Raw genomic sequence first — 21,913 nt, 5'->3', positions numbered from 1 at the left:
GACAGATGGGGAGGCTGACCATTGCACACCTGCGTCCAAGGGAGCCTCATGAGCGCCTCATCCCCCCTGTCCGAGTTCGTCGGCCGCCATGTCGGCCCGCGTGATGCCGATGTCACGCAGATGCTCGGACTGCTCGGCCAGCCCAGCCTCGACGCCCTCTGCGACGCGGCCGTGCCCGGGGCCATCCGCCAGACCCGCTCGCTGGACATCGAGGCCTCGCCGAGCGAACTCGCCGTCCTCGAGGAGCTGCGAGACCTCGCGGCGAAGAACTCGGTGCTCACGTCGATGATCGGTCTCGGCTACTACGGCACGATCACCCCGTCGGTGATCCAGCGCAATGTGCTCGAGAACCCCGCCTGGTACACCGCCTACACGCCGTACCAGCCGGAGATCAGCCAGGGCCGTCTCGAGGCCCTCCTCAACTTCCAGACGATGGTCGCCGACCTGACCGGTCTGCAGACGTCGGGGTCCTCCCTCCTCGACGAGGCCACCGCGGCTGCCGAGGCGATGACCGTCATGCGTCGCTCAAGCAAGGTCGCCAAGGACGCCGTGCTCGTCGTGGACACCAACACCTTCCCCCAGACGCAGGCCGTCATCACCACCCGCGCCCAGCCCCTTGGTCTGGATGTCGTGATCGCCGACCTCACGGCGGTGACCAGCGCCGACGCGCTGCGCGCTACGGCCGGTGACCGCGAGGTCTTCGGAGTCCTCGTGCAGTACCCCGGCGCCGACGGTCGGATCACCGACTGGCGTGCTCTGGCGGACGCCGCACACGAGGTGGGTGCACTCGTCACCGCCGCGGCCGACCTGCTTGCGCTCACCCTGCTCACCCCGCCGGGGGAGTGGGGCGCCGACGTCGCAGTCGGCACGACCCAGCGCTTCGGCGTCCCGATGGCCTTCGGCGGTCCGCACGCCGGCTACATGTCCGTGCGCGCTGGCCTCGAGCGGACGCTCCCCGGTCGACTCGTCGGCGTCTCCGTCGACGCCGCCGGCCGTCCCGCCTACCGCTTGGCGCTGCAGACGCGCGAGCAGCACATCCGGCGAGACAAGGCGACGAGCAACATCTGCACCGCGCAGGTGCTGCTCGCGGTCATGGCGTCGATGTACGCCGTCTACCACGGTCCTGACGGACTGCGGGCCATCGCCGAGCGGGTCCACGGGACGGCCGTGGGCCTCGCGGACCGGCTGCGGTCCGCCGGTGCCGATGTCGCCGAAGGTCCGTGGTTCGACACGCTGCGCGTGTCGGTGCCCGGCCGCGCCGACCACGTGGTGGCGGCCGCCCTTCGTGCCGGGGTCAACGTGTGGAGGGCAGACGCCGACACCGTGCTCGTCTCCGTCGACGAGACGACCGACCCCAGCGAGGTCGCTGCCGTGGCCTCGGCCTTCGGCGCGCAGGCCGGGGAGGTCGACCTGCACGAGGTCGACGCCTCGCACGCACCCCGAGTCTCGCCGGCCTGGCCGGAGCAGCTCGTGCGCACGAGCGAGTACCTGACGCACCCGGTCTTCCACGAGCACCGCAGCGAGACCGCGATGCTGCGCTATCTGCGCCGCCTGTCCGACCGCGACTTCGCGCTGGACCGGGGCATGATCCCGCTCGGCTCGTGCACGATGAAGCTCAACGCCACCACCGAGATGGCAGCCATCACCTGGCCCGAGTTCGCGTCGCTGCACCCCTTCGCCCCCGATGACCAGACGGTGGGGATCCGCCAGCTCGTGGGGCAGCTGAGCACCTGGCTCAGCGAGGTCACCGGGTACCACTCGGTCTCGCTCCAGCCCAATGCCGGCTCGCAGGGTGAGCTCGCCGGCCTGCTGGCCATCCGCGCGTACCACGCGGCCAACGGCCAGTCGGAGCGCCGCATCTGCCTCATCCCGGCCAGCGCCCACGGCACCAACGCCGCGTCGGCCGTCATGGCCGGCATGCAGGTCGTCGTCGTCAAGACCGCCGAGGGCGGCGACGTCGACATGGACGACCTGCGCGCCAAGGTCGACAAGCACCGTGACGATCTCGCGGCGATCATGGTGACGTACCCCAGCACCCATGGCGTCTTCGAGGACACGATCAGCGAGCTGTGCGCGCTCGTCCACGAGGCCGGCGGTCAGGTCTACGTCGACGGAGCCAACCTCAATGCCCTCGTCGGGCTCGCCCAGCCCGGCGACTTCGGTGCCGACGTCAGCCACCTCAACCTGCACAAGACCTTCTGCATCCCGCACGGCGGCGGCGGCCCCGGCGTGGGGCCGGTCGCGGTCCGCGAGCACCTGACTCCCTACCTGCCCAACCACCCGCTGGCACCTGCTGCCGGTCCGGAGACGGGCGTCGGTCCGATCAGCGCCGCGCCCTACGGCTCGGCCGGCATCCTGCCGATCTCCTGGGCCTATGTCCGCCTCATGGGCGGCGACGGCCTCGCACGGGCGACCCAGATCGCAGTCCTCAACGCCAACTACGTGGCGGCTCGGCTCGGTGAGCACTACCCGGTGCTCTACACCGGCCCCGGCGGCATCGTCGCCCACGAGTGCATCCTCGACCTGCGCGGCCTGACCAAGGAGACCGGCGTGACGGTCGACGACGTGGCCAAGCGCCTCATCGACTACGGCTTCCACGCCCCGACGATGAGCTTCCCGGTGGCCGGCACCCTCATGGTCGAGCCGACCGAGTCGGAAGACAAGGGCGAGATCGACCGTTTCTGCGACGCGATGATCGCCATTCGCGAGGAGATCGACGCGGTCGCCGCCAGCGGCGACGTCGAGTCCTCGGTGCTGCGCAATGCGCCGCACACCGCCGCGGAGCTGGCAGGGGAGTGGCCCCACTCCTATGACCGCTCCACGGCGGTCTTCCCCGTGGGCGTCGACGCGGCAGACAAGTACTGGCCGCCGGTCTCGCGCATCGACGGCGCCTACGGCGACCGCAACCTCGTCTGCTCCTGCCCCTCGCCCGAGGCCTTCGAGGACTGACCCCTCCACCCGAGCCCCCTTGCGCATCTCCCTGGGCAGATGCGCAAGGGGGTTCGCATTTCCCTAGGGAAATGCGGGGTGGGGTGCGTATTTCCCTAGGGAAATGCGCGAAGGGGGGTGGTGGCCGGGTCAGGCGACGCCGAGGACCCCGGTCACGCCGACGGTCGAGCCGTGCTGGGTCTTGTCGACCCGCACCTGGGTGGGGATGCGAGAACGCATCTCGCTGACGTGGCTGACGACGCCCACGCAGCGGCCGCCGTCCCGGAGCCCGTCGAGGACGTCGAGCACCTGCTCGAGGCTGTCCTGGTCGAGGCTGCCGAAACCTTCGTCGACGAAGAGTGTGCCGAGCTCGACCCCGCCGGACTCTTCCCGGATCGTGTCGGCCAGACCGAGAGCCAGGGCGAGGGAAGTCGTGAAGGACTCCCCGCCGGAGAGGGTCGCGGGGTGACGGTCCTGCCCCGTCCACAGGTCGCGCACGAGCAGGCCCAGACCACCGCGACGCTGGCCCCTGGCGGAGGAGTCGTCGTGGGCGAGCTCGTAGCGGCCGTCCGCCATGGCGGTCAGCCGGGCATTGGCCAGCTCGACGATCCGCTCGAGCCGCGCCGCGAGCACATAGGTGCTCAGACGCATCCGCTTGTCGTTGTCGCTGCTCGTCCCGGTGACGAGGTCGGCCACGCGCCGCACGAGCGCGGCCTCGTCCACCGCGGGACCGAGCACGCTGCACTCGTCGACGACGAGTCGGGCGACTCGCGTGACCTGCTGATGCACCGCCCCTGAGGTGGCCTGCCGACGTCGCGTCTCGTCGGCGTGCACTCGAGCAGCCCGGGCCGCTTGCTCCATCTCGGCGAGATCGACCTCGTCGGTCTGCAAGGCACCGCGGACCTCGTCGTCGTCGAGCGTGGCGCGGCAGGCGGCCAACTGCCGCTCGTGCGTGTCGACCTGCTCGGCGAGGGCAGCGAGCCGGTGGGTGGGCAGCGCCGAGGCCCGCGCCTCGTCGGCACCGGCGACGTCGTGCTCCTGCAAGGCGTCGGCGAGCCGTTCGCCGGCAGCCTCGAGGAGCTGCGTGGACCGGGCCACGTCGCGATCGGCGACCGCCAGCGCCTCGACGCCCTGCTCGACACGTCGGTGCCGCTCCTGGGTCGCCTCGACCCATCCGACGAGGCCAGAGATGCTGGAGCTGACGGTGCCGAGGTCGGCGGACCGCTGGAGATCCGGCTCGGCGGGCAGCGGGCCAGCCTCCTCGTCCGGGGCGCAGACACAGACCCGGGCGTGCTCGCGCAGATCACTGGCCAGGGCCTCGAGCAGCTCGTCGATCTCGTCGACGAGCTCCTGACGTCGCGCCCGCAGCGAGGCCAGCTCGCTCTCGTGCTCGACGAGGGTCTGGCGCGTGGTGGCCAGACCCTCGGTGCTCTGCGCGATCCGTTGCTCCACATCGGCCGCGCCCGACAGCTCGGTGGACAGGGCTGCGGCCTCGGCCGCGAGCTCGTCACGGACCCGGATCTCTGCCGCCGCATCGAGGTCGTGCGGGACGACACCGGGGTCGCCCGCCGTCGCCAGCCGGACGACCTCGGTGCGGGCGGCGTCGAGGCGGGAGCCCAGCTGCTCGCGCCGTCCGCGCGCGAGCTCGTGTGAGGCCTCTGCCTCGTCGGCCAGTGACTGGGCCTCCTCGATCTCCTCCGGAGTCACGACTCTGGCGGCGGATGCGGGAGCCGGGTGCTCGCACGACCCGCAGACAGCGCACGGGTCTCCGTCGGTGAGCAGTCCCGCGAGCTCACCGGCCATGTTGTCCAGCCGTGCTGCCACGAGCGCCTGGACGGCTCCCCGCAGGTCCTGGGCACGCTCCCGTGCGGCCTGGGCCGTGTCCGTGGCGGCGCGCAGCTCCTCCTCGAGCCGGCCAGCGAGCTGCCGGCTCCGCCTCAGCTCGTCGAGACGTGCGATCTCCGGCTCGACGAGTGCCGACCGACGACGCGCCGCGTGGATCCGCTCGAGTGCCGCAGCGTCCGACTCGGCCTGCTGCTGCACGGCTGCCACGGCCTCTGCCGCGCGCGCACACCGCCCGGTCACGGCCTCGATCCGCTGGTCGAGGACCGGGCCACTGGCCCACACCCTGCGTAGGTGACCTACCTGGGTGCCGGCTCGAGCGAGGGGCTCGGTGCCGATGACCAGACCAGCCCGTACCGCATCGACGTCGCGCCCGGCCAGCTCGTCAGTCAGGCTGAGCTCCACCGCAGCACGGGCCTCCTGCGCCGTGCTCGACGCCACCTCGGCCCGGGCGACCTCCTCGACGTGTGGCAGCACGGCCAGAGCTGCTCGCGCTCGGGCGAGAGCGACCCGCCGCTCGTCGTGGACGTCACCGACCGCCTCGAGACCGTCCAGCTGCGACCGGGCCGCCTCGCCCCGTCGCCGCAGCGCCGCCGTGTGCCGGGCCTCGTCGAGCCGGTCCCGGGTCGAGACCGCAGCGCGGTCGGCGGCGTCGAGACGGGTCAGCGCCTCCGCCGAGCGCTCGTCGAGGGCGGCCGACACCGCATCGAGGGCCGTCGGCAGCGACTCCAGCGCCAGCTCGGACCAGGGCATCTCCGGCTCGGGCAGGTCGGCATCGGCGGCCGAGAGCACGTCGACCAGGTGTGCCAGATGGGTGTCCAGACGTGCCCGGGCGGCCTTGATCACCCCGTCGCCGGCTTGACGTCGCTGGACCAGCTCTTCCTCGACAGCGGCGTAGTCGGAGATGTCGAAGAGCCGCTCAAGGACCTCGCGACGCTCCTCGTCGGTGGCGCGGAGGAAGGCCGCGAAGTCCCCCTGGGGCAGCATGACGACCCGCCGGAACTGCTCGAGACCCATGCCGAGCAGGTCGTCGAGCAGCTGGGCGCTCTCGTCGATGCGCGTGCTCAGGGTCCGCCACGTCGTGCCCTCCAGCTCTTCGAGGCGCACCCCGGCCGGGTCGGTCGTGGTGCCCGTGCCGCGTCGCTTGGGGCGCTCGTGCGCGGGGTGCCGCACGACGCGCAGTCGCCGACCAGCGACCGTGATCTCCAGCTCGACCTCCGTGCGCAGCTCGATCGGGGCGTGCTGGCTGCGCAGCGACGGGCCCCGTCGCTCGCCGGGCACACCGGCGTAGAGGGCGAAGCAGATGGCGTCGAGCAGGCTGGTCTTGCCGGAGCCGGTGGGCCCGTGGATGAGGAAGAGGCCACTGGCGCCCACGGCCTCGAGGTCGAGATCGATCGAGGCGGCGAAGGGACCGAAGGCCGTCGCCCGCAGCCGGTGGATCCTCATGCCACGCCTCGACGCCGACGGCGCGGGGCCGCGTACTCCTCCGCCCGGTGGCGGTCGCGGCGGCCCGCCTCCAGGGCAGCGGCGAGGACGTCGCGCTCGGCCTCGTCGGCCGGGACACCGTGGCGGACGTCGGCGACGAAGTCGCAGCACACGTCGAGCGGCTCGCGGTGCTGCAGACGAGCCGTGTAGGAGCGCACCGGGACGACCTGACCGCGGGGCTCGAAGGTCAGCTGCAGCAGGTGGGGGAAGCGCCGGCGCAGTCGCTCCAGCGCACCGACGGGGCGGACCGGGTCGGTGAGGACGACCTGCACCCAGGCCCGCTCGGCGGAGGCGTGCTGCTGGCTGGCGAGCACCTCGTCGAGGTCACCGCGGACGACGGCCAGCTCCCGCTGCACGGGTGCGGCCACCTGCTCCACCGACACGCCACCCTGCGGGTCGATCTCGACGAGGAGCGAACCCTTGGTGTGCCCGGCCTCGCTGAAGGACATCGCCACCGGTGAGCCGCTGTAGCGCACGTGGTCGGCGACCTGCTGGGGCCGGTGGAGGTGGCCGAGGGCACCGTAGGCGACCCCGTCGAAGGTGTCCGCCGGCACCATGGCGACGCCACCAGTCGTGATGTCGCGCTCGGAGTCACTCGCGGCGCCCCCGCTGGCGAAGCAGTGTGCCATGACCACCGTGCTCGGGCCACGCCCGGCAGCATCCGCCCGGACCCGCGCCATCGCGGCCCCGAGCACCGCGGTGTGGGTCCGCTCGCCGACCGCGAGCGACTCGGTGACCGACGTCGCGGTCGGCTCGAGGTAGGGGAGCGGGTAGACGGCGGTGTCGCCGACGAGCACCGGGCGGCCGACGTCGGCGACGTCGGAGCGGATGTGCAGCCCCGAGCGCTCGAGCAGCCCCGACGCGAAGCCGAGCCGGATGGCTGAGTCGTGGTTGCCGCTGGACAGGACGACGGTCGCACCGGCGTCGATGAGCCGGGTGAGGGCCTCGGACAGCAGCTGCACCGCATCGGGCGGCGGGAGTGCCCGGTCGTAGACATCGCCCGAGACGAGCACCGCCTCGACCGACTCCTCGCGGACGGTCTCCACGAGATGGTCCACGTAGTCCGCCTGTGCACCGAGCAGGCCCACGCCGTGGAAGGCGCGGCCCAGGTGCCAGTCGGAGGTGTGGATCAGCTTCATGAGCACCACGCTATGAGGCGTCACCGACAACGCGGCGGCGCGACACCCCCTTCGCCGGGGCGGGGCGGGGACGAAGGTGGTTGGGGCTGCCCCCCTGCGCAGCCCCAACCCCGGTCCACGGATCAGTCGGCAGCGAGCGCCGCGGCCGGCGCCACGGTCGCGGCCCTCGACGAGCAGCTGCGCCAGGTGCCCGAGGACGACGAGCGCCCAGGACGGCCCGGCGCGCGTGCGCCGCCAGGCGAGCGGCACCGCCTGGAGGGTCGCCACGCCGAAGAGGGCGAGCATCTCGAGGGCGCCCATCGGCAGTCCCGCGTACGAGACGGGGTGCGCGGCGGCGGTGAGCAGCCACAGCAGTGCCGCGAGCGCGAGGTCCACGAGCTCGACGTGGGCGGCCGGCCAGGAGCACAGCCGCTCGAGCCGGCTGCCGGCGTCGTCGGGAGCCGCAGGGAGGTTCACGGGCCGAGCCAAGGCAGGTGCCGGGGGCCAATGCATCAGCCCGTGGTCGGATCCTCGCCGTCGGGTGCGGTCGTGGGTAGATTCACGGGCAGGAGCAGCACCGGTGAGAGGCAGGGGCCATGGGCAAGGACGTCGCCGCGCAGAGCTACACCCGCGAAGAGCGCCAGCGCTACCGCGAAAAGGTCCGCCAGGACCTCGATGTCTTCGAGCGGATGCTCGCCGAGCGGGCCTTCGACGACGAGGTCCCGCTGACCGGCCTGGAGATCGAGCTCAACCTCATCGACGAGGACCAGCAGCCCGCCTTCGTCAACGACGAGGTGCTCGAGGCCATCGCCGACCCGGAGTACCAGACCGAGCTCGCGCAGTTCAACATCGAGCTCAACGTCGCACCGCGGCCCCTGCCCGGGGACTCCGCCCTGCAGCTCGAGGAGAGCCTGCGCGAGTCGCTCAACCGGGCCGAGGCCAAGGCGGAGGAGGCCGACGCACGGATCGTCGCCATCGGCATCCTGCCGACGATCCGTCCCGAGCACTTCGAGGGCGAGTGGATCAGCGACAACAACCGGTACACGGCGCTCAACGACTCGATCTTCGTCGCCCGCGGCGAGGACATCGTCCTCGACATCGAGGGCCCGACGGGGGAGCGGCTGCACACCTTCGCCGACTCCATCGCGCCCGAGTCCGCGTGCACATCGGTCCAGCTGCACCTGCAGGTCGGCCCCGGGGAGTTCGCCGACCACTGGAACGCCGCCCAGGTCATCTCTGCGCCGCAGATCGCGCTCGCGGCGAACTCGCCCTTCTTCTTCGGGCGGCGCCTGCACGCCGAGACCCGGATCGCGCTCTTCAGCCAGGCGACCGACACCAGGCCCATCGAGCTGAAGAACCAGGGCGTGCGCCCGCGCGTCTTCTTCGGCGAACGATGGATCACCTCGATCTTCGACCTCTTCGAGGAAAACGTGCGGTACTTCCCGGCGCTGCTCGCCGAGACGACCGACGAGGACCCCGTGGCCGTGCTCGACGCCGGCGGCACCCCTGAGCTCGGCGAGCTCAACCTCCACAACGGCACGGTGTACCGGTGGAACCGGCCCATCTACGACACCGGCTCGGGGCGACCGCACGTCCGCGTCGAGAACCGCGTGCTCCCCGCCGGCCCGACGATCATCGACACGCTGGCCAATGCGGCCTTCTACTACGGCTCCGTGCGGATGCTCGCCCGCGAGGACCGGCCGATCTGGACCCAGATGTCCTTCCCCGCCGCCCAGGCCAACTTCGAGGCCGCGGCCCGTGACGGACTCCGTGCCCGCCTCTACTGGCCCGGCCACGGCGAGCTGGGCGCCGACGAGCTCACCGTGCGCCACCTGCTGCCGCTGGCCCGCCGCGGGCTGCAGGACTGGGGCGTCTCGGATGCGGTCATCAGCCGGTACCTCGGCGTCATCGAGGGGCGGTGCACCAGCGGGGTCAACGGCGCGGTCTGGCAGACCGAGTGCGTCGCCCGTCTCGAGGAGGGCGGGCTGGACCGGTCAGCGGCGCTGGCCGAGATGACCCGGCTCTACGGGCAGCACATGCACACCAACGAGCCGGTGCACACCTGGCCGCTGCCCTGAGTCGGCGCTGCCGTCAGCAGTTCCAGCTGATGATGCAGGGGTCCTCGCGGTGGTGGCCCAGCACAGCCAGGTGGGCGGCATCGAGAGTGAGACCCGCCGCGAGTCGTGGAGTGGTGCGCAGCCAGACCGTCGCGAGCACTCGTGAGGTGTGCCCGTGCCCGACGAGGACGACGTCACCGTCAGCCAGCGTCGGCGTGACCCGTCGCAGCACCCGGGAGGCACGTGCCGCGACCTCCTCGACCGTCTCACCGGGCGTCGGACCCGGCACGACACCGTCCCGGAAGACGTCCCACGCCGTGCCCGTCTCCTCGCGGATCTCGGCGGTCGACCTCCCTTCGTACCCGCCGTAGTCCCACTCGCGCAGGTCGACGTCGGTCTGCGCCCGCAGACCGGCCAGCTCGGCCGTGTCGGCGGCACGCCGCAGGTCGGAGCAGAGGACGAGAGCGGGCTCGACGCCGTGGGCGCGCAGCCGCTCGCCGGCCTCCGCGGCCTGCGCCCTCCCGTGGTCGGTGAGCGGCAGGTCGGTGAGGCCCGTGTGCAGCCCGTCGCGGCTCCACTCCGTCTCACCGTGGCGCAGCAGGACGAGGCGGCCGGAGCGGGTGGCTGGCATGCGTGCAGCCTAGTGCGGCGATGTCTGCGAGGATCGGCACGCGGCCCATCCGGCCGCACCACGACGACATGCGGAGGTTGGGATGACGAGCGACGAGACCACGGGGGGTACCGGCCAGGGCCACCGCAGTGTCGAGCTGACGCGGCTGGAACTCGGCCGGTACGAGCTGCGCAATGCCCGTGGCGGCACGATCACCATCGGTGACGGCACCACCGACGACTTCACCCCCGTCGAGCTGCTGCTCGCCGCGCTCGCCGGCTGCAGCTCCGTGGACGTCGACCACATCACCTCCCGCCGGGCCGAGCCGGAGAGCTTCGTCGTCGTTGCCGAGGGCACCAAGGCCTCCTCACCCGAGCAGGGCAACCACATGACCGACCTCGAGGTGACCTTCCGGCTCGGCTTCCCGGAGGGCGAAGGGGGCGACGCCGCACGCGCGGCCTTCCCGCGGTCCGTGGCCCAGTCCCGTGATCGCCTGTGCACCGTCTCCCGCACCGTCCAGATCGGCACGCCGGTCGAGATGACCGCCGAAGACGCCTGAGGTCACATGCTCGGTGATGTCGACGTGGTCGTCATCGGTGGGGGACAGGCGGGTCTCGCCACGGCCTACCACCTGCGTCGCGCCGGAGTCGACCACGTCGTCCTCGACGCGCAGGACGAGCCGGGCGGTGCCTGGCAGAGCACCTGGCCCTCGCTGCGACTCTTCTCGCCGTCGGCCTACTCCTCGCTGCCGGGCTGGCCGATGCCGCCGCACCCGGACGCCTTCCCCCCGGTGGAGCACGTGCTGGCTTACCTGCGGGCCTACGAAGAGCGTTACGACCTCGACGTGCAGCGTCCGGTCGTCGTGAGCGACGTGATCGCCGACGACGACGGGCTGACCGTGCTCACCGACGTCGGGCAGATCCGGACCCGGTACGTCGTCAGTGCCACAGGCACGTGGGCGGCCCCCTTCGTCCCGACCGTCGAGGGGCGGACCGACTTCGCCGGGACCCAGCTGCACAGCGCCCACTACCGGGGTCCCGACGACTTCGCCGGGCAGCGGGTCGCGGTCGTCGGGGGCGGCAACTCGGGCGTGCAGATCACCGCCGACCTCGTCGACGTCGCCGAACGGGTGTCGCTGGTGTCGGCCCGACGGCTGCGTTTCCTGCCCGACGACGTCGACGGTCGGCACCTCTTCGACCGGACCACCGCGCGACTGCAGGCGGCCGGCGATGCCCGCGCCCAGACCGAGGCGATCATCGGGGAGATCGTCGCACTTCCCCGGGTCCGGGAGGCCCGGGCCCAGGGGGCCCTGCGGGTCCGGGCGATGTTCGACCGCATCGTCCCGTCGGGCGCCGTCATCGGGAGGGAGCTCCTCGACCTCGACGCGATCATCTGGTGCACCGGGTACCGGCCGGCCCTGCGGCACCTGCGCTCCCTGCGGCTGCGGACTTCGGACGGCTACCCGGAGGTCGTGGACAACCGGTCGACGAAGGATCGCCGGGTCTGCTTCGTCGGCTACGGCGACTGGACCGGGCCCGCCTCGGCCACCCTCATCGGGGTCGGGCGCACCGCCAAGTCCCTCGCGGCCTCCCTCGCCCGCGAGCTCGCCGACGAGACGCACCAGCCCTGAGACCGTCCGGGCGCACGGATGCCCGGTGGGCCTACGGTGGACCCATGGCCACCTTCGTCGAAGTCCACCCCGACAACCCCCAGCCCCGCACGGTCGCCCAGGTGGTCGAGCGGATCCGCGAGGGTGCCCTCGTCGCCTTCCCCACCGACTCGGGCTACGCCCTCGGAGGCCGGCTCGACGACCAAGCCGTCAAGGACCGCATCCGAGACATCCGCCGGCTCGACGACAAGCACCACTACACGCTGTTGTGCGCCGACTTCGCGCAGCTCGGGCAGCTCGTCCACGTCGACAACGCCGTCTTCCGCGCGGTGAAGTCCGCGACACCGGGGCCCTACACCTTCATCCTCCCGGCGACGAAGGACGTGCCCAAGCGGCTGCTGCACCCCAAGAAGAAGACCGTCGGCGTGCGCATCCCCGACCACCCGCTGTCGCAGGCTCTGCTCGCCGGGCTCGGCGACCCGATGCTCATCTCGACGCTCCTCCTGCCGGGGGAGACCCAGACGCCGACCTTCGGGTGGGACGTCAAGGAGGCTCTCGACCACCAGGTCAACATCGTCATCGACGCCGGCGAGGTGAGCACCGAGCCGACCACCGTCGTCGACCTCTCGTCCGGGGAGGCCGAGGTCGCCCGCCACGGGGCGGGCGACCTCGCGCCCTTCGAGTGAGGCGTCAGTCCGCTGCGCCGAGCACCTCGTCACGGGCCGCGACGAAGGCCCGCACGCACGTGCGCACGTCCTCCTCGCTGTGGGCGGCCGACAGCTGCACCCGGATGCGGGCCTGACCCTTCGGCACGACGGGGTAGGAGAAGGCGATGACGTAGACGCCGTGCCCGAGCATGGCGTCGGCGATCTGCGCCGCCTGTCGGGCGCCGTCCTCGCCGGGAAACATCACCGGCGTGATCGGGTGGTCGCCGGGCAGCAGGTCGAAGCCCGACTCGGTCATCAGCTCGCGAAACATGAGCGTGTTGCGCCGCAGCGTCGCCCGCGCATCGTCCGACCCCCGCGCGATCTCGATGGCGGTCAGCGAGCCGGCCGCCACGACCGGGGCCACGGCATTGGAAAACAGGTAGGGCCGCGAGCGCTGACGCAGCAGTGCGATGACCTCGGCGGGCCCGCTGACGTACCCACCGCTCGCCCCACCCAGGGCCTTGCCGAGCGTGCCGGTCAGCAGGTCGACGCGGTCGGCGACGCCACAGGCCTCGGGGGTGCCGCCACCACCCTCACCGACGAAGCCCACGGCGTGGGAGTCGTCGACGAGGACCATCGCGCCGTACTCGTCGGCCAGGTCGCAGATCTGCTCCAGCGGGGCGAGGTAGCCGTCCATCGAGAAGACGCCGTCGGTGACGATGACGGTGCGGCGGGCTCCCTTCGCCGCCTCGAGCTGGGCGCGCAGGTCGTCCATGTCCGCATTGGCGTAGCGGTAGCGGGCGGCCTTGCTCAGCCGGATCCCGTCGATGAGGGAGGCGTGGTTGAGGGCGTCGGAGATGATCGCGTCCTCGGCGCCGAAGAGGACCTCGAAGACGCCGCCGTTGGCGTCGAAGCAGCTCGAGTAGAGGATCGTGTCCTCCGTCCCGAACCAGTCGGACAGCGCCGCCTCGAGACGCGTGTGCAGCTCCTGGGTGCCGCAGATGAAGCGGACGCTCGCCATGCCGAAGCCCCACTCGTCGAGCGAGTCCGCGGCCGCCGCCCGCACCTGCGGGTGGTCCGCCAGCCCGAGGTAGTTGTTGGCGCAGAAGTTGATCGCCTCGGCGGTGGTCGTCGTGATGTGCGCCTGCTGGGCGCTCGTCAGGCGGCGCTCGTCCTTCCACAGACCCGCGTCACGGATCTCCTGCAGGGTGGCGGTCAGGTCGTCCTTGATCGTGTACATGCTCAGCTCCAGTCCATGATGACCTTGCCGCACTCTCCCGAGGCGGCCGTGGCGAAGGCTTCTTCCCACTGCTCCGCGGGGAAGCGGTGGGTGATGACGGAGGAGATGGCCTCCCGCAGCACCGGTGACGTCGAGAGCATCGAGCTCATCGTGTACCAGGTGTCGTACATCTCCCGGCCGTAGATCCCCTTGATGGTGATCATGTGCGTGATGACCTTGCCCCAGTCGACGGGGTAGGCGTCCCTGGGCAGGCCGAGCATCGCGATCCGCCCGCCGTGGTTGAGGTGGTCGATCATGTCGGCGACCGCCGGTGGGGCACCCGACATCTCGAGACCGACGTCGAACCCCTCCTTCATGCCGAGCTCTCGCATGGCCTGGCCGAGGTCGGAGCGGGCGGCGTTGACGAGCAGGTCGGCGCCAGCTCCCCTCGCGAGCTCGAGGCGGGCATCGGACAGGTCGGTGACGGCGATGTGCCGCGCCCCGACGTGCCGGGCGATGGCCACGGCCATGACGCCGATGGGGCCGGCACCGGTGACGACGACGTCCTCCCCGGCCAGGGGGAAGGAGAGAGTCGTGTGGACCGCGTTGCCGAGCGGGTCGAAGACCGCGCCGAGGTCGGGGTCGATGTCGTCGTGGTGGACCCAGACATTGGTCGCCGGGATGACGACCTGGTCGGCGAGGGCGCCGTCACGGTTGACGCCGACACCGATGGTGTTGATGCACAGGTGGCGACGCCCCGCGCGGCAGTTGCGACAGGTGCCGCAGACGATGTGGCCCTCGCCGGAGACCCGGTCGCCGACCCGCACGCTCGTCACGTTGCGACCGACCTCGTCGACCTCGCCGTAGAACTCGTGACCGATGATCTGGGGCGTGCTCGGCACCGCACCGGCGGCCCAGTCGTCCCAGCCGTGCAGGTGCAGGTCGGTCCCGCACAGGCCGGCACGCAGGACCCGGACGCGGACCTCGTCGTCACCGGCGTGGGGCTCAGGGACGTCGGTCAGCTCGAGGCCTGGGCCTCGGCGGGGTTTGACCAGTGCGCGCATCTGCTGTCCTGTCGACGGGTGGTGCGGGGTGACCGCGGTCACGACCCTAGACCCGAGCTGCCCTCCGGCCGCATCACGACGCGGGACGAAGGGGAGACCTCCCCGTGGTCGGGACGGTCGCGGGCCCCTACGGTGGAGGCACCATGACGACGCCCCAGCTGCCGCCCCCTTCGTACCCGCCGATGCCGCGATCGCACGGCAACGCGACCACGTCCCTGGTGCTGAGCATCATCGGCCTGACCATGGTCCCTGGTCTGGGCATCATCGGCTGGATCATGGGCTCGAAGGCCCTTGAGGAGATCGACGCCCACCCGGAGATGGGGTGGACCAACCGGGACCACGCGGTCATCGGGCGCCTCGTCGGCATCGTGGGCACAGCGCTCCTCGGCTTCATCGTGCTGCTCGTCGTCGGCTACGTCGTCTTCATCCTCGGCCTCGTCGCGATCATCGGCACGAGCCCCTGAGCCCGCTCAGGCGCGCTCGAGCAGGACGAGGACCTCGTGGTGGCGCGTCTGGGGAAACATGTCGAAGACGCGTGCCTGCCGCACCGTGTAGCCCGGGAGCGCTGCCAGGTCACCGGCGAGGCTCGCGGCATTGCAGCTGGAGTAGATGACGTGGTCCGGTCGGGCAGCCTCGATGGCGCCGCACAGGTCCGGCCCGATCCCGCGACGCGGCGGGTTGACGACGACGAGGTCGTGGTCGAGCGCGTCGAGGGCGCTCGCGTCACCCACCGTGAAGTCGACGTCGAGGCCGAGCTCGCCCGCCGACCGGCGCGCGCTGAGCACCGCATCGGGGGCGACCTCGATACCCGCGACGCGCCGCTGGCGACCGAGCGCCAGGGCAGCGTTGAGCGCGAAGCCACCCACACCGCAGTAGAGGTCGAGCACGCTGCCGGGGTCGATCAGCCCGACCCAGTCACGGGCCTGCCCGTAGAGCGCGGTCGTCACCGTCGTGTTGGTCTGGAAGAAGCTGCGCGGCCGCAGGTGGAAGACGATCTCGCCGACGCGCATCGGCAGGGTGTCGGCCGGGGTGAGCACGACCTCCTCCTCGCCCTCGAGGACCGCCTTGTGCTCCGGCTGCAGGTTGACCGACACCACCCGCAGGCCGGGGGCGGCCTTGCGCAGGAGGTCGAGCCCGCGCTCGACCCGACCCATCTGCCCGGGGGAGCGGAGCACGAAGCGCGCCATGAGCTCCCCGTCGGGCGAGCCGGTGACGATGAGGTGCTTGAGCTCGCCCTGACGTCCCGGGACGTCGAAGGGGGTCAGCCCGAGCTCGGCGACGGCCGGCAGCAGACCGTCGAGGGCTGCGGCGAGCCGGGGCTCGTAGAGCCCGCACTCCGGCAGCGAGACGCCCCGGCGGTCGGCGTCGAGGATGCCGAAGGTGGGTGCTCCCTTCGTCCCGCCCACCACGAGCTTGGCCTTGTTGCGGAAGGCGGACTCGGGGCCGACGACGGGAGCGTCCCAGACATCGTGCGGGACGATCTCGGCGAGGACCTCGCGCACGTGGGCGTCGAGGTCGGCCAGCTGTTGCTCGTAGGGCGTGCCCATGAGGGTGCACGATCGGCACTCCCCGGCGTCGTAGTGGCGGCAGCGCATGGTCACCATCCCGGCGGAGGTGACTCCACGACCTGCTGGTGCAGCCGGTAGCCGGCGCCGTCACCACCCTTGCCGTCGACGAAGGTGAGGTCGGCGCTCAGCACCTGCCCGTCGACCTGCACGTCCTCCGCCCGGACGACACGAGAGTCAGCGGTGCCCTCCATGAGCTCGCGTGCCGTGTCGGTGCTGCCGTCGGCGAGGACGCAGGACCGGTGCTGCAGGGTGTCGTCGGCCAGGTCGGTGACCACGGCGTAGGCCGCGACCCCGGCGTCGGGGGTCGAGCGGCTGATGAAGCTCACCGCGAGCGGGTCGTCGCCGATGCAGTCGAGCAGGGGCGCGAGCCTCGGGGACTCGGCGAGCCCCCCGGAGCCCACGTCGCCGAGGACGGCATCGGGATCTCCGGTGCGGTCGACGACGAAGGAGGCCCGCTCGTCACCGACGGACGCTCGCGCCCCGCGACCGCTCCCCGCTGGGCCGGTCCAGGTCGCGTCGTCCTCCGACGTCCAGCCCTGGGCCTCGAGGTAGTCGCGGACGCCGGGCGCCACAGGGCCCTCGACGACCTCGACCCGGTTGAGTTCCTGTCGTGTCCGCATGCCCCAGACCGCGTCGTCGGTGTAGGCCGTGACGAGGTCCTCGACGCCGTCACGGGAGGGGCCGGAGCCGGTGAGGTACTCGGGAGCGCCGACGTACATCAGGTCCCCGTCACCGCCGGGGCCCATCTCCTCGCGGATCCTCTCCGCGTCGCTGAAGAAGAGGACGAGCGGCTCCTCGCCCGACGGGGTGACCTCGAGGGCGTCCTCGAAGGCGCTGTCACCCACCCCCGGCAGGGAGTCGATGGCCGAGCAGCCGCCGGAGAGCAGGATGCCGACGGCAAGCAGGGGGGCCACGGCGCGACGGGTGTGCGTCATGCCTGCAGCCTAGCCAGCCGAGGACGCCCTCGAGACGGGATCCACACGAGGAGAGCGGTTCTCATCCGTCACGGAGGGCCGGACGTGGCTGATCGTCAAGTCGCTCTTCACCAAGCTGTCCGGCAAGATCCCGGCGCTGCAGCGCGCGGGCGCCGACGGCGCGAGCGTCGGCACGACCCTGGGCTCCATCGGGTCCCTCGTCGTCTGGATGCTCGGTCTCGTCGCGATCCTCCAGCTCCTCGGCCTGAGCCAGGTGCTCACCCTGATCCAGGGGATGGTCGACGGGGTCCTCGGCTTCCTGCCCAACCTCATCGGCGCCGGGATCGTCTTCTTCGTCGGTGCGCTCCTCGCCAAGGTCGTGCGTCAGCTCGTGCACACCGCGCTCGCGGCGATGCCCTTCGACCGGTGGCTCAAGAGTGCCGGCAGCAAGGCGAGCTCCCTCCCCGGCGCCCCGGCGACCTCGCCGGCCGGTCCGCCGCCCCCGCCGCCCGGTCAGCCGGCGGCTCCGCACCCGGGCCAGCCCCAGCCGCCGCACGGCTACGGCGGTTCCGCGGCACCGCAGGGGTCGGGTGCCTCGATCCCGAAGACGGTCGCCACGGTCGTCTACGCGCTCATCATGATCGTCGTCTCGATCGCCGCGCTGCAGATCCTCGGCATCCAGTCGGTCTCCCGACCCGCCGAGCAGATGCTCCAGTCGATCTTCGACGCCGTGCCGGTGATCATCGCGGCCGGGCTCATGCTCGCCCTCGGTGTCTTCATCGCCCGCTGCGTCGGTGACATCGTCGAGCAGGTCCTCGACGGCGTCGGCCTCGACCGGCAGATCGCCGAGCTGGACGTGCTCCCCGCGGACACCAAGGTCGTGCCCGTCGTCGCCAAGATCGCCCAGATCGCCATCGTGCTCTTCTTCGCGGTCATGGCCGCGCAGCTGCTCGACTCCCCGCAGATCACGGCCTTCCTCAGCGAGGTCCTCGGTCTCGGCGACAAGGTGATCTTCGGCGCGGCGATCATCGCGGCCGGGCTCTTCATCGCCAACCTCCTGGCGAAGCTGCTCACCGGTGTCGGCGCGACGATCGTCAAGGACGCGACGATCGTCCTCTTCGTCGCCATGGGCCTGAAGTACATGGGCATCGCCGACCCGATCATCGAGCTGGGCTTCGGCGCACTCGTCGTCGGTGGCGCCGCGGCTGCGGCGCTGGCCTTCGGCCTCGAAGGCCGCGACGCCGCGGCTCGCACCCTCGACCGGCTCTCGGACAAGGCGCAGGCCCCGTCCGAGCCGTCGTCGACGGGCGACCAGCAGGTCTGACCCACCGCACCACATGACGAAGGGTGGTACCCCCGGTCTCCGGGGTACCACCCTTCGTGCGTCCGGCTCAGTCGGCGCGCAGGATCTCGCCCGCCTGCTCCCGCATCTCGACCTTGCGGACCTTGCCCGTCACCGTCATCGGGAAGGCATCGGTCACGTGGACGTACCGCGGGATCTTGTAGTGGGCGAGCTTGCCGGCGGCGAACTCGCGCACGTCGTCCGCGGTGAGCGAGGCGACGCCCTCCCTGAGCACGACCCACGCCATGAGCTCCTCGCCGTAGCGCTCGTCGGGCACGCCGATGACCTGCACGTCGGCGATCGACGGGTGCGTGTAGAGGAACTCCTCGACCTCGCGCGGGTAGATGTTTTCGCCGCCCCGGATGACGAGGTCCTTGATCCGGCCGACGATCTCGACGTAGCCGTCCTCGTCCATCGTCGCCAGGTCTCCGGTGTGCATCCACCGGGCGACGTCGATCGCCTCGGCGGTCTTGTCCGGCTGCTGCCAGTAGCCGAGCATCACGCTGTAGCCGCGGGTGCACAGCTCACCGGTCTCACCACGCGGCAGGGTCACACCGGTCACCGGGTCGACGACCTTGGACTCGATGTGCGGCATCGACCGGCCGACCGTCTCCGTGCGGCGGGCCAGGTCGTCATCGGTGCGGGTCATCGTCGAGACGGGGGAGGTCTCCGTCATGCCGTAGCTGATGGCGACCTCCGCCATGTTCATCTCGGCGACGACGCGCTTCATCACCTCGACCGGGCAGGTCGACCCGGCCATGATCCCGGTGCGCAGGCTCGACAGGTCGTAGTCCGCGAAGTCGCGGAGCCCGAGCTCGGCGATGAACATCGTCGGCACGCCGTAGAGCGAGGTGCACCGCTCGTCGACGACCGCCCGGAGGGTGGCCGCCGGCTCGAAGGAGGGTGCCGGGATGACCATGCACGCCCCGTGCGAGGTGGCCGCCAGGTTGCCCATGACCATGCCGAAGCAGTGGTAGAAGGGCACGGGGATGCAGATCCGGTCGGCCTCGGTGTAGCGGATCAGCTCGCCGACGAAGTAGCCGTTGTTGAGGATGTTGTGGTGGCTGAGGGTGGCGCCCTTGGGGAAGCCGGTCGTGCCCGAGGTGTACTGGATGTTGATCGGGTCGTCGGGGGTGAGACCGGCGCCGCGCTCGGCGAGCTGGTCCTCGGTGACCGAGACGCCCCCGGCGACGAGCTCCTCCCACGAGGGGTCGCCGATGTAGACCACCTCTCGCAGGTCGGGCAGCTGACCCCGCACCTCCTCGACCATCGCCCGGTAGTCGGAGGTCTTGTGCTGCTGGGCGCTCACGAGCATCCGCAGGCCGGACTGCTGCGCGACGTAGGTCAGCTCGTGCGAGCGGTAGGCCGGGTTGATGTTGACGAGCACGGCACCGACCCGCGCCGTCGCATACTGCAGGATCGTCCACTCGGCGCAGTTGGGTGACCAGATGCCGACCCGGTCGCCGGCGGACACCCCCTTCGCCATGAGGCCACGCGCCACGGCGTCGACGTCCGTGAGCAGCTCGCGATAGGTCCATCTGCGGCCGCTCGGCACGTCCACGAGTGCCTCGCGGTCACCGTGGGTCGCCACGGTCCGCTCGAGGTTGCCCCCGATCGTGTCGCCGAGCAGGGGTGCGTCCGAGGTGCCGGAGGAGTACGAAGGGAGTGCGGGCTGGGTCATGGTCACCTTCCGTCGTCGCGTCGTTGCGATACCCGCGAAGCCTGCCACGCTCCCGGGTGCGATGCTGACCCGGTGAGCAGCGACCTGACGATCCGCGCGGCCACCGACGAGGACTGGTCGCAGATCTTCCCCTTCTGGGCCCGCATCGTCGACGACGGGCGGACCTACGCCTACCCGGAGGGGCTCACGTCCCCCCAGGCGCACGCGTTGTGGATGGAGGCGGCGCCCGGCCGGACCGTCGTCGCCGAGTCGGGTGACCGGGTCATCGGCTCGGCGAAGATGGGGCCCAACCGGCCCGGACGCGGGTCGCACATCGCCACCGCGTCCTTCATGGTCGACCCGGAGGCCGGGACCAGGGGAGTGGGCCGGGCGCTCGGCGAGCACGTCATCGGGTGGGCGCGCGAGCAGGCTTACGCCGGCATCCAGTTCAATGCCGTGGTCGAGACCAACGACCGTGCGGTGGGGCTGTGGCGCTCGCTCGGCTTCGCTGTCATCGGTACCGTCCCGGGGGCCTTCGACCACCCGGAGCACGGCCCCGTCGGGCTGCACGTGATGTTCCTCGACCTGGGGTAGTTGCCCTCCCCGATCCCTGAGGAGGTCGCGAAGCGACCGTCTCGAAGGGCCGCTCAGTCCGCGTCGCCGACGAGGACGGCCTCCCCTTCGGCCGGGCTGTGCGCAGCGGGCGTCTGCTCGCCGCGCAGGTAGCGCGAGCCGTAGACGAAGATGCCGACGCCGATGAGGACGGCCACCGTCGCCATCCAGTAGGGGGCGCTCATGCCGACCTCCTCGCCGAGTCGTCCGGCGGCCCACGGGGCCACGGCACCGCCGGCGAAGCGCACGAAGGAGTAGGCCGACGAGGCCACCGGTCGCTCGACGGGCGCCGAGCCCATGACGGCCTCCGTGATGAGGGTGTTGTTGACCCCGAGGAAGGCACCGGCGAGGACGACACCGATGACCAGCGCCGCCTTGGAGTCGACGAGCAGCGCCATCATCGCCAGGTCGAGGCCGAAGAGCGTCAGGGCGCCGATGATCGAGGGGATCGTGCCGAAGCGGCGCTGCAGCCACGGGGCGGTCTTGACCGAGGTGATGGCGAGGAGCACGCCCCAGCCGAAGAAGACCCACCCCACCTGCGAGGCGGTCATGTCGAGGGGGAAGGGGGTGAAGGCGAGCAGGGTGAAGAAGCCCATGTTGTAGAAGAGCGCGGTGAGGGCGACGGTGAGCAGACCCGGGTGACGCAGCGCCCTCAGCGGCGCGGCGAGCGAGGTCCTGTGGCCCGACGGGGGAGTGGGCGGCAGGAGGAAGGAGGTCACGACCACGGCCACGACCATGAGGACCGCGACCCCGAAGAATGGGGCCCGCCAGGAGATCGAGCCGAGCTGACCGCCGACGATCGGGCCGACGGCGATGCCCAGGCCCAGGGCGGCCTCGAAGAAGATCACCGCCTGGCCGACACTTCCGGCGGAGGCGACGACGATCGTCGACAGGGCCGTGGCGACGAAGAGCGCGTTGCCCAGGCCCCAGCCGGCGCGGAAGCCGACGATCGCCCCGATGCTGTCGGACATCCCGGCGAGCGCGGAGAAGACGATGATCAGGGTCAGGCCGGCGATGAGGGTGCGCTTGGCGCCGATGCGCGAGGAGATGAAGCCGGCGACGAGCATCGCCACGCCCATGATCGCCATGTAGCTGGTGAAGAGGAGCGAGGTCTCGCTCGGGGTGGCGCCGAGCTCGTCGGCGATCGGCTTGAGGATCGGGTCGACGAGGCCGATGCCCATGAAGGCGATGACGCACGCGAAGGCGACGGCCCACACGGCGCGCGGCTGCTTCCACAT

17 protein-coding genes are annotated in these 21,913 nt (G+C 71.5%); 8 read left to right on the top strand and 9 right to left on the bottom strand.

The genetic code is table 11. The annotated features are described in order from the left end of the window. The first annotated feature begins 48 nt into the window (after nt 1–48). Nucleotides 49–2,949, top strand: coding sequence for an aminomethyl-transferring glycine dehydrogenase (gcvP, locus tag AB4Y78_RS05430; RefSeq protein WP_441713202.1), 2,901 nt, complete (start codon nt 49–51; stop codon nt 2,947–2,949). Between the two features lie 129 nt (nt 2,950–3,078). Here the strand turns inward: gcvP and AB4Y78_RS05425 are convergent, their stop codons facing one another. Then, on the bottom strand, nt 3,079–6,216 hold the full coding sequence (locus AB4Y78_RS05425; protein ID WP_441713201.1) for an AAA family ATPase: 3,138 nt from the start codon (nt 6,214–6,216) through the stop codon (nt 3,079–3,081). Then, entirely contained in the window at nt 6,213–7,850 is a 1,638-nt protein-coding gene (locus AB4Y78_RS05420; protein WP_441713200.1) for an exonuclease SbcCD subunit D, read from the bottom strand. The genes AB4Y78_RS05425 and AB4Y78_RS05420 overlap by 4 nt, the downstream gene beginning before the upstream one ends. A gap of 119 nt (nt 7,851–7,969) precedes the next feature. Between AB4Y78_RS05420 and AB4Y78_RS05415 the strand changes: the two genes are divergently transcribed. Beyond that, nucleotides 7,970–9,451 (top strand): glutamate--cysteine ligase, encoded by a 1,482-nt coding sequence (locus AB4Y78_RS05415; protein WP_441713199.1) that lies wholly within the window; start codon nt 7,970–7,972, stop codon nt 9,449–9,451. Between the two features lie 13 nt (nt 9,452–9,464). On the opposite strand, the gene AB4Y78_RS05410 is transcribed toward AB4Y78_RS05415, so the two are convergent. After that, on the bottom strand, nt 9,465–10,061 hold the full coding sequence (locus tag AB4Y78_RS05410) for a histidine phosphatase family protein (RefSeq protein WP_441713198.1): 597 nt from the start codon (nt 10,059–10,061) through the stop codon (nt 9,465–9,467). A gap of 82 nt (nt 10,062–10,143) precedes the next feature. Here AB4Y78_RS05410 and AB4Y78_RS05405 point away from each other — a divergent pair, with 82 nt between their 5' ends. The 3 genes from AB4Y78_RS05405 to AB4Y78_RS05395 are packed head-to-tail and all read left to right on the top strand — an operon-like array spanning nt 10,144 to nt 12,335. Continuing rightward, complete coding sequence (locus AB4Y78_RS05405) at nt 10,144–10,599, top strand: OsmC family protein (RefSeq protein ID WP_007928963.1); 456 nt, start codon at nt 10,144–10,146, stop codon at nt 10,597–10,599. Between the two features lie 6 nt (nt 10,600–10,605). Further along, nucleotides 10,606–11,670 carry an ArsO family NAD(P)H-dependent flavin-containing monooxygenase gene (locus tag AB4Y78_RS05400; protein ID WP_441713196.1) on the top strand — a complete coding sequence of 355 codons (1,065 nt, stop codon included), beginning with the start codon at nt 10,606–10,608 and terminating at the stop codon, nt 11,668–11,670. A 44-nt stretch (nt 11,671–11,714) separates the two neighbouring features. Next, nucleotides 11,715–12,335: an L-threonylcarbamoyladenylate synthase gene (locus tag AB4Y78_RS05395; protein WP_441713194.1), complete on the top strand. Its 621-nt coding sequence runs from the start codon at nt 11,715–11,717 to the stop codon at nt 12,333–12,335. A gap of 4 nt (nt 12,336–12,339) precedes the next feature. On the opposite strand, the gene AB4Y78_RS05390 is transcribed toward AB4Y78_RS05395, so the two are convergent. Both AB4Y78_RS05390 and tdh read right to left on the bottom strand, forming a co-directional pair. After that, nucleotides 12,340–13,536 (bottom strand): glycine C-acetyltransferase, encoded by a 1,197-nt coding sequence (locus tag AB4Y78_RS05390; RefSeq protein ID WP_441736925.1) that lies wholly within the window; start codon nt 13,534–13,536, stop codon nt 12,340–12,342. 2 nt (nt 13,537–13,538) lie between these two features. Next, entirely contained in the window at nt 13,539–14,579 is a 1,041-nt protein-coding gene (tdh, locus tag AB4Y78_RS05385; RefSeq protein ID WP_441713266.1) for an L-threonine 3-dehydrogenase, read from the bottom strand. Between the two features lie 143 nt (nt 14,580–14,722). Here tdh and AB4Y78_RS05380 point away from each other — a divergent pair, with 143 nt between their 5' ends. Then, nucleotides 14,723–15,043, top strand: a complete 321-nt coding sequence (locus tag AB4Y78_RS05380; protein WP_128277096.1) for a DUF4190 domain-containing protein — start codon at nt 14,723–14,725, stop codon at nt 15,041–15,043. A 6-nt stretch (nt 15,044–15,049) separates the two neighbouring features. Here the strand turns inward: AB4Y78_RS05380 and AB4Y78_RS05375 are convergent, their stop codons facing one another. Both AB4Y78_RS05375 and AB4Y78_RS05370 read right to left on the bottom strand, forming a co-directional pair. Then, complete coding sequence (locus AB4Y78_RS05375) at nt 15,050–16,174, bottom strand: methyltransferase domain-containing protein (RefSeq protein ID WP_441736922.1); 1,125 nt, start codon at nt 16,172–16,174, stop codon at nt 15,050–15,052. A gap of 2 nt (nt 16,175–16,176) precedes the next feature. Continuing rightward, nucleotides 16,177–17,082 carry a hypothetical protein gene (locus AB4Y78_RS05370; RefSeq protein WP_441713190.1) on the bottom strand — a complete coding sequence of 302 codons (906 nt, stop codon included), beginning with the start codon at nt 17,080–17,082 and terminating at the stop codon, nt 16,177–16,179. An 88-nt stretch (nt 17,083–17,170) separates the two neighbouring features. Here AB4Y78_RS05370 and AB4Y78_RS05365 point away from each other — a divergent pair, with 88 nt between their 5' ends. Continuing rightward, nucleotides 17,171–18,385 carry a mechanosensitive ion channel gene (locus tag AB4Y78_RS05365; RefSeq protein ID WP_441713265.1) on the top strand — a complete coding sequence of 405 codons (1,215 nt, stop codon included), beginning with the start codon at nt 17,171–17,173 and terminating at the stop codon, nt 18,383–18,385. 67 nt (nt 18,386–18,452) lie between these two features. Here AB4Y78_RS05365 and AB4Y78_RS05360 read toward each other — a convergent pair whose 3' ends face one another. Continuing rightward, nucleotides 18,453–20,084, bottom strand: a complete 1,632-nt coding sequence (locus AB4Y78_RS05360; RefSeq protein WP_259910568.1) for an AMP-binding protein — start codon at nt 20,082–20,084, stop codon at nt 18,453–18,455. A 72-nt stretch (nt 20,085–20,156) separates the two neighbouring features. Here AB4Y78_RS05360 and AB4Y78_RS05355 point away from each other — a divergent pair, with 72 nt between their 5' ends. Continuing rightward, a complete protein-coding gene (locus AB4Y78_RS05355; protein ID WP_441713189.1) occupies nt 20,157–20,657 on the top strand; it encodes a GNAT family N-acetyltransferase in 501 nt (166 codons plus the stop codon). Nucleotides 20,658–20,710: 53 nt separating this feature from the next. Here the strand turns inward: AB4Y78_RS05355 and AB4Y78_RS05350 are convergent, their stop codons facing one another. Beyond that, a complete protein-coding gene (locus tag AB4Y78_RS05350) occupies nt 20,711–21,913 on the bottom strand; it encodes an MFS transporter (protein ID WP_441713264.1) in 1,203 nt (400 codons plus the stop codon).

Origin of the sequence: Janibacter sp. RAF52 (assembly GCF_052114035.1) — a bacterium.
Classification (GTDB): Bacteria; Actinomycetota; Actinomycetes; order Actinomycetales; family Dermatophilaceae; genus Janibacter; species Janibacter hoylei.
This window is presented reverse-complemented; position numbering and strand designations above follow the sequence as displayed.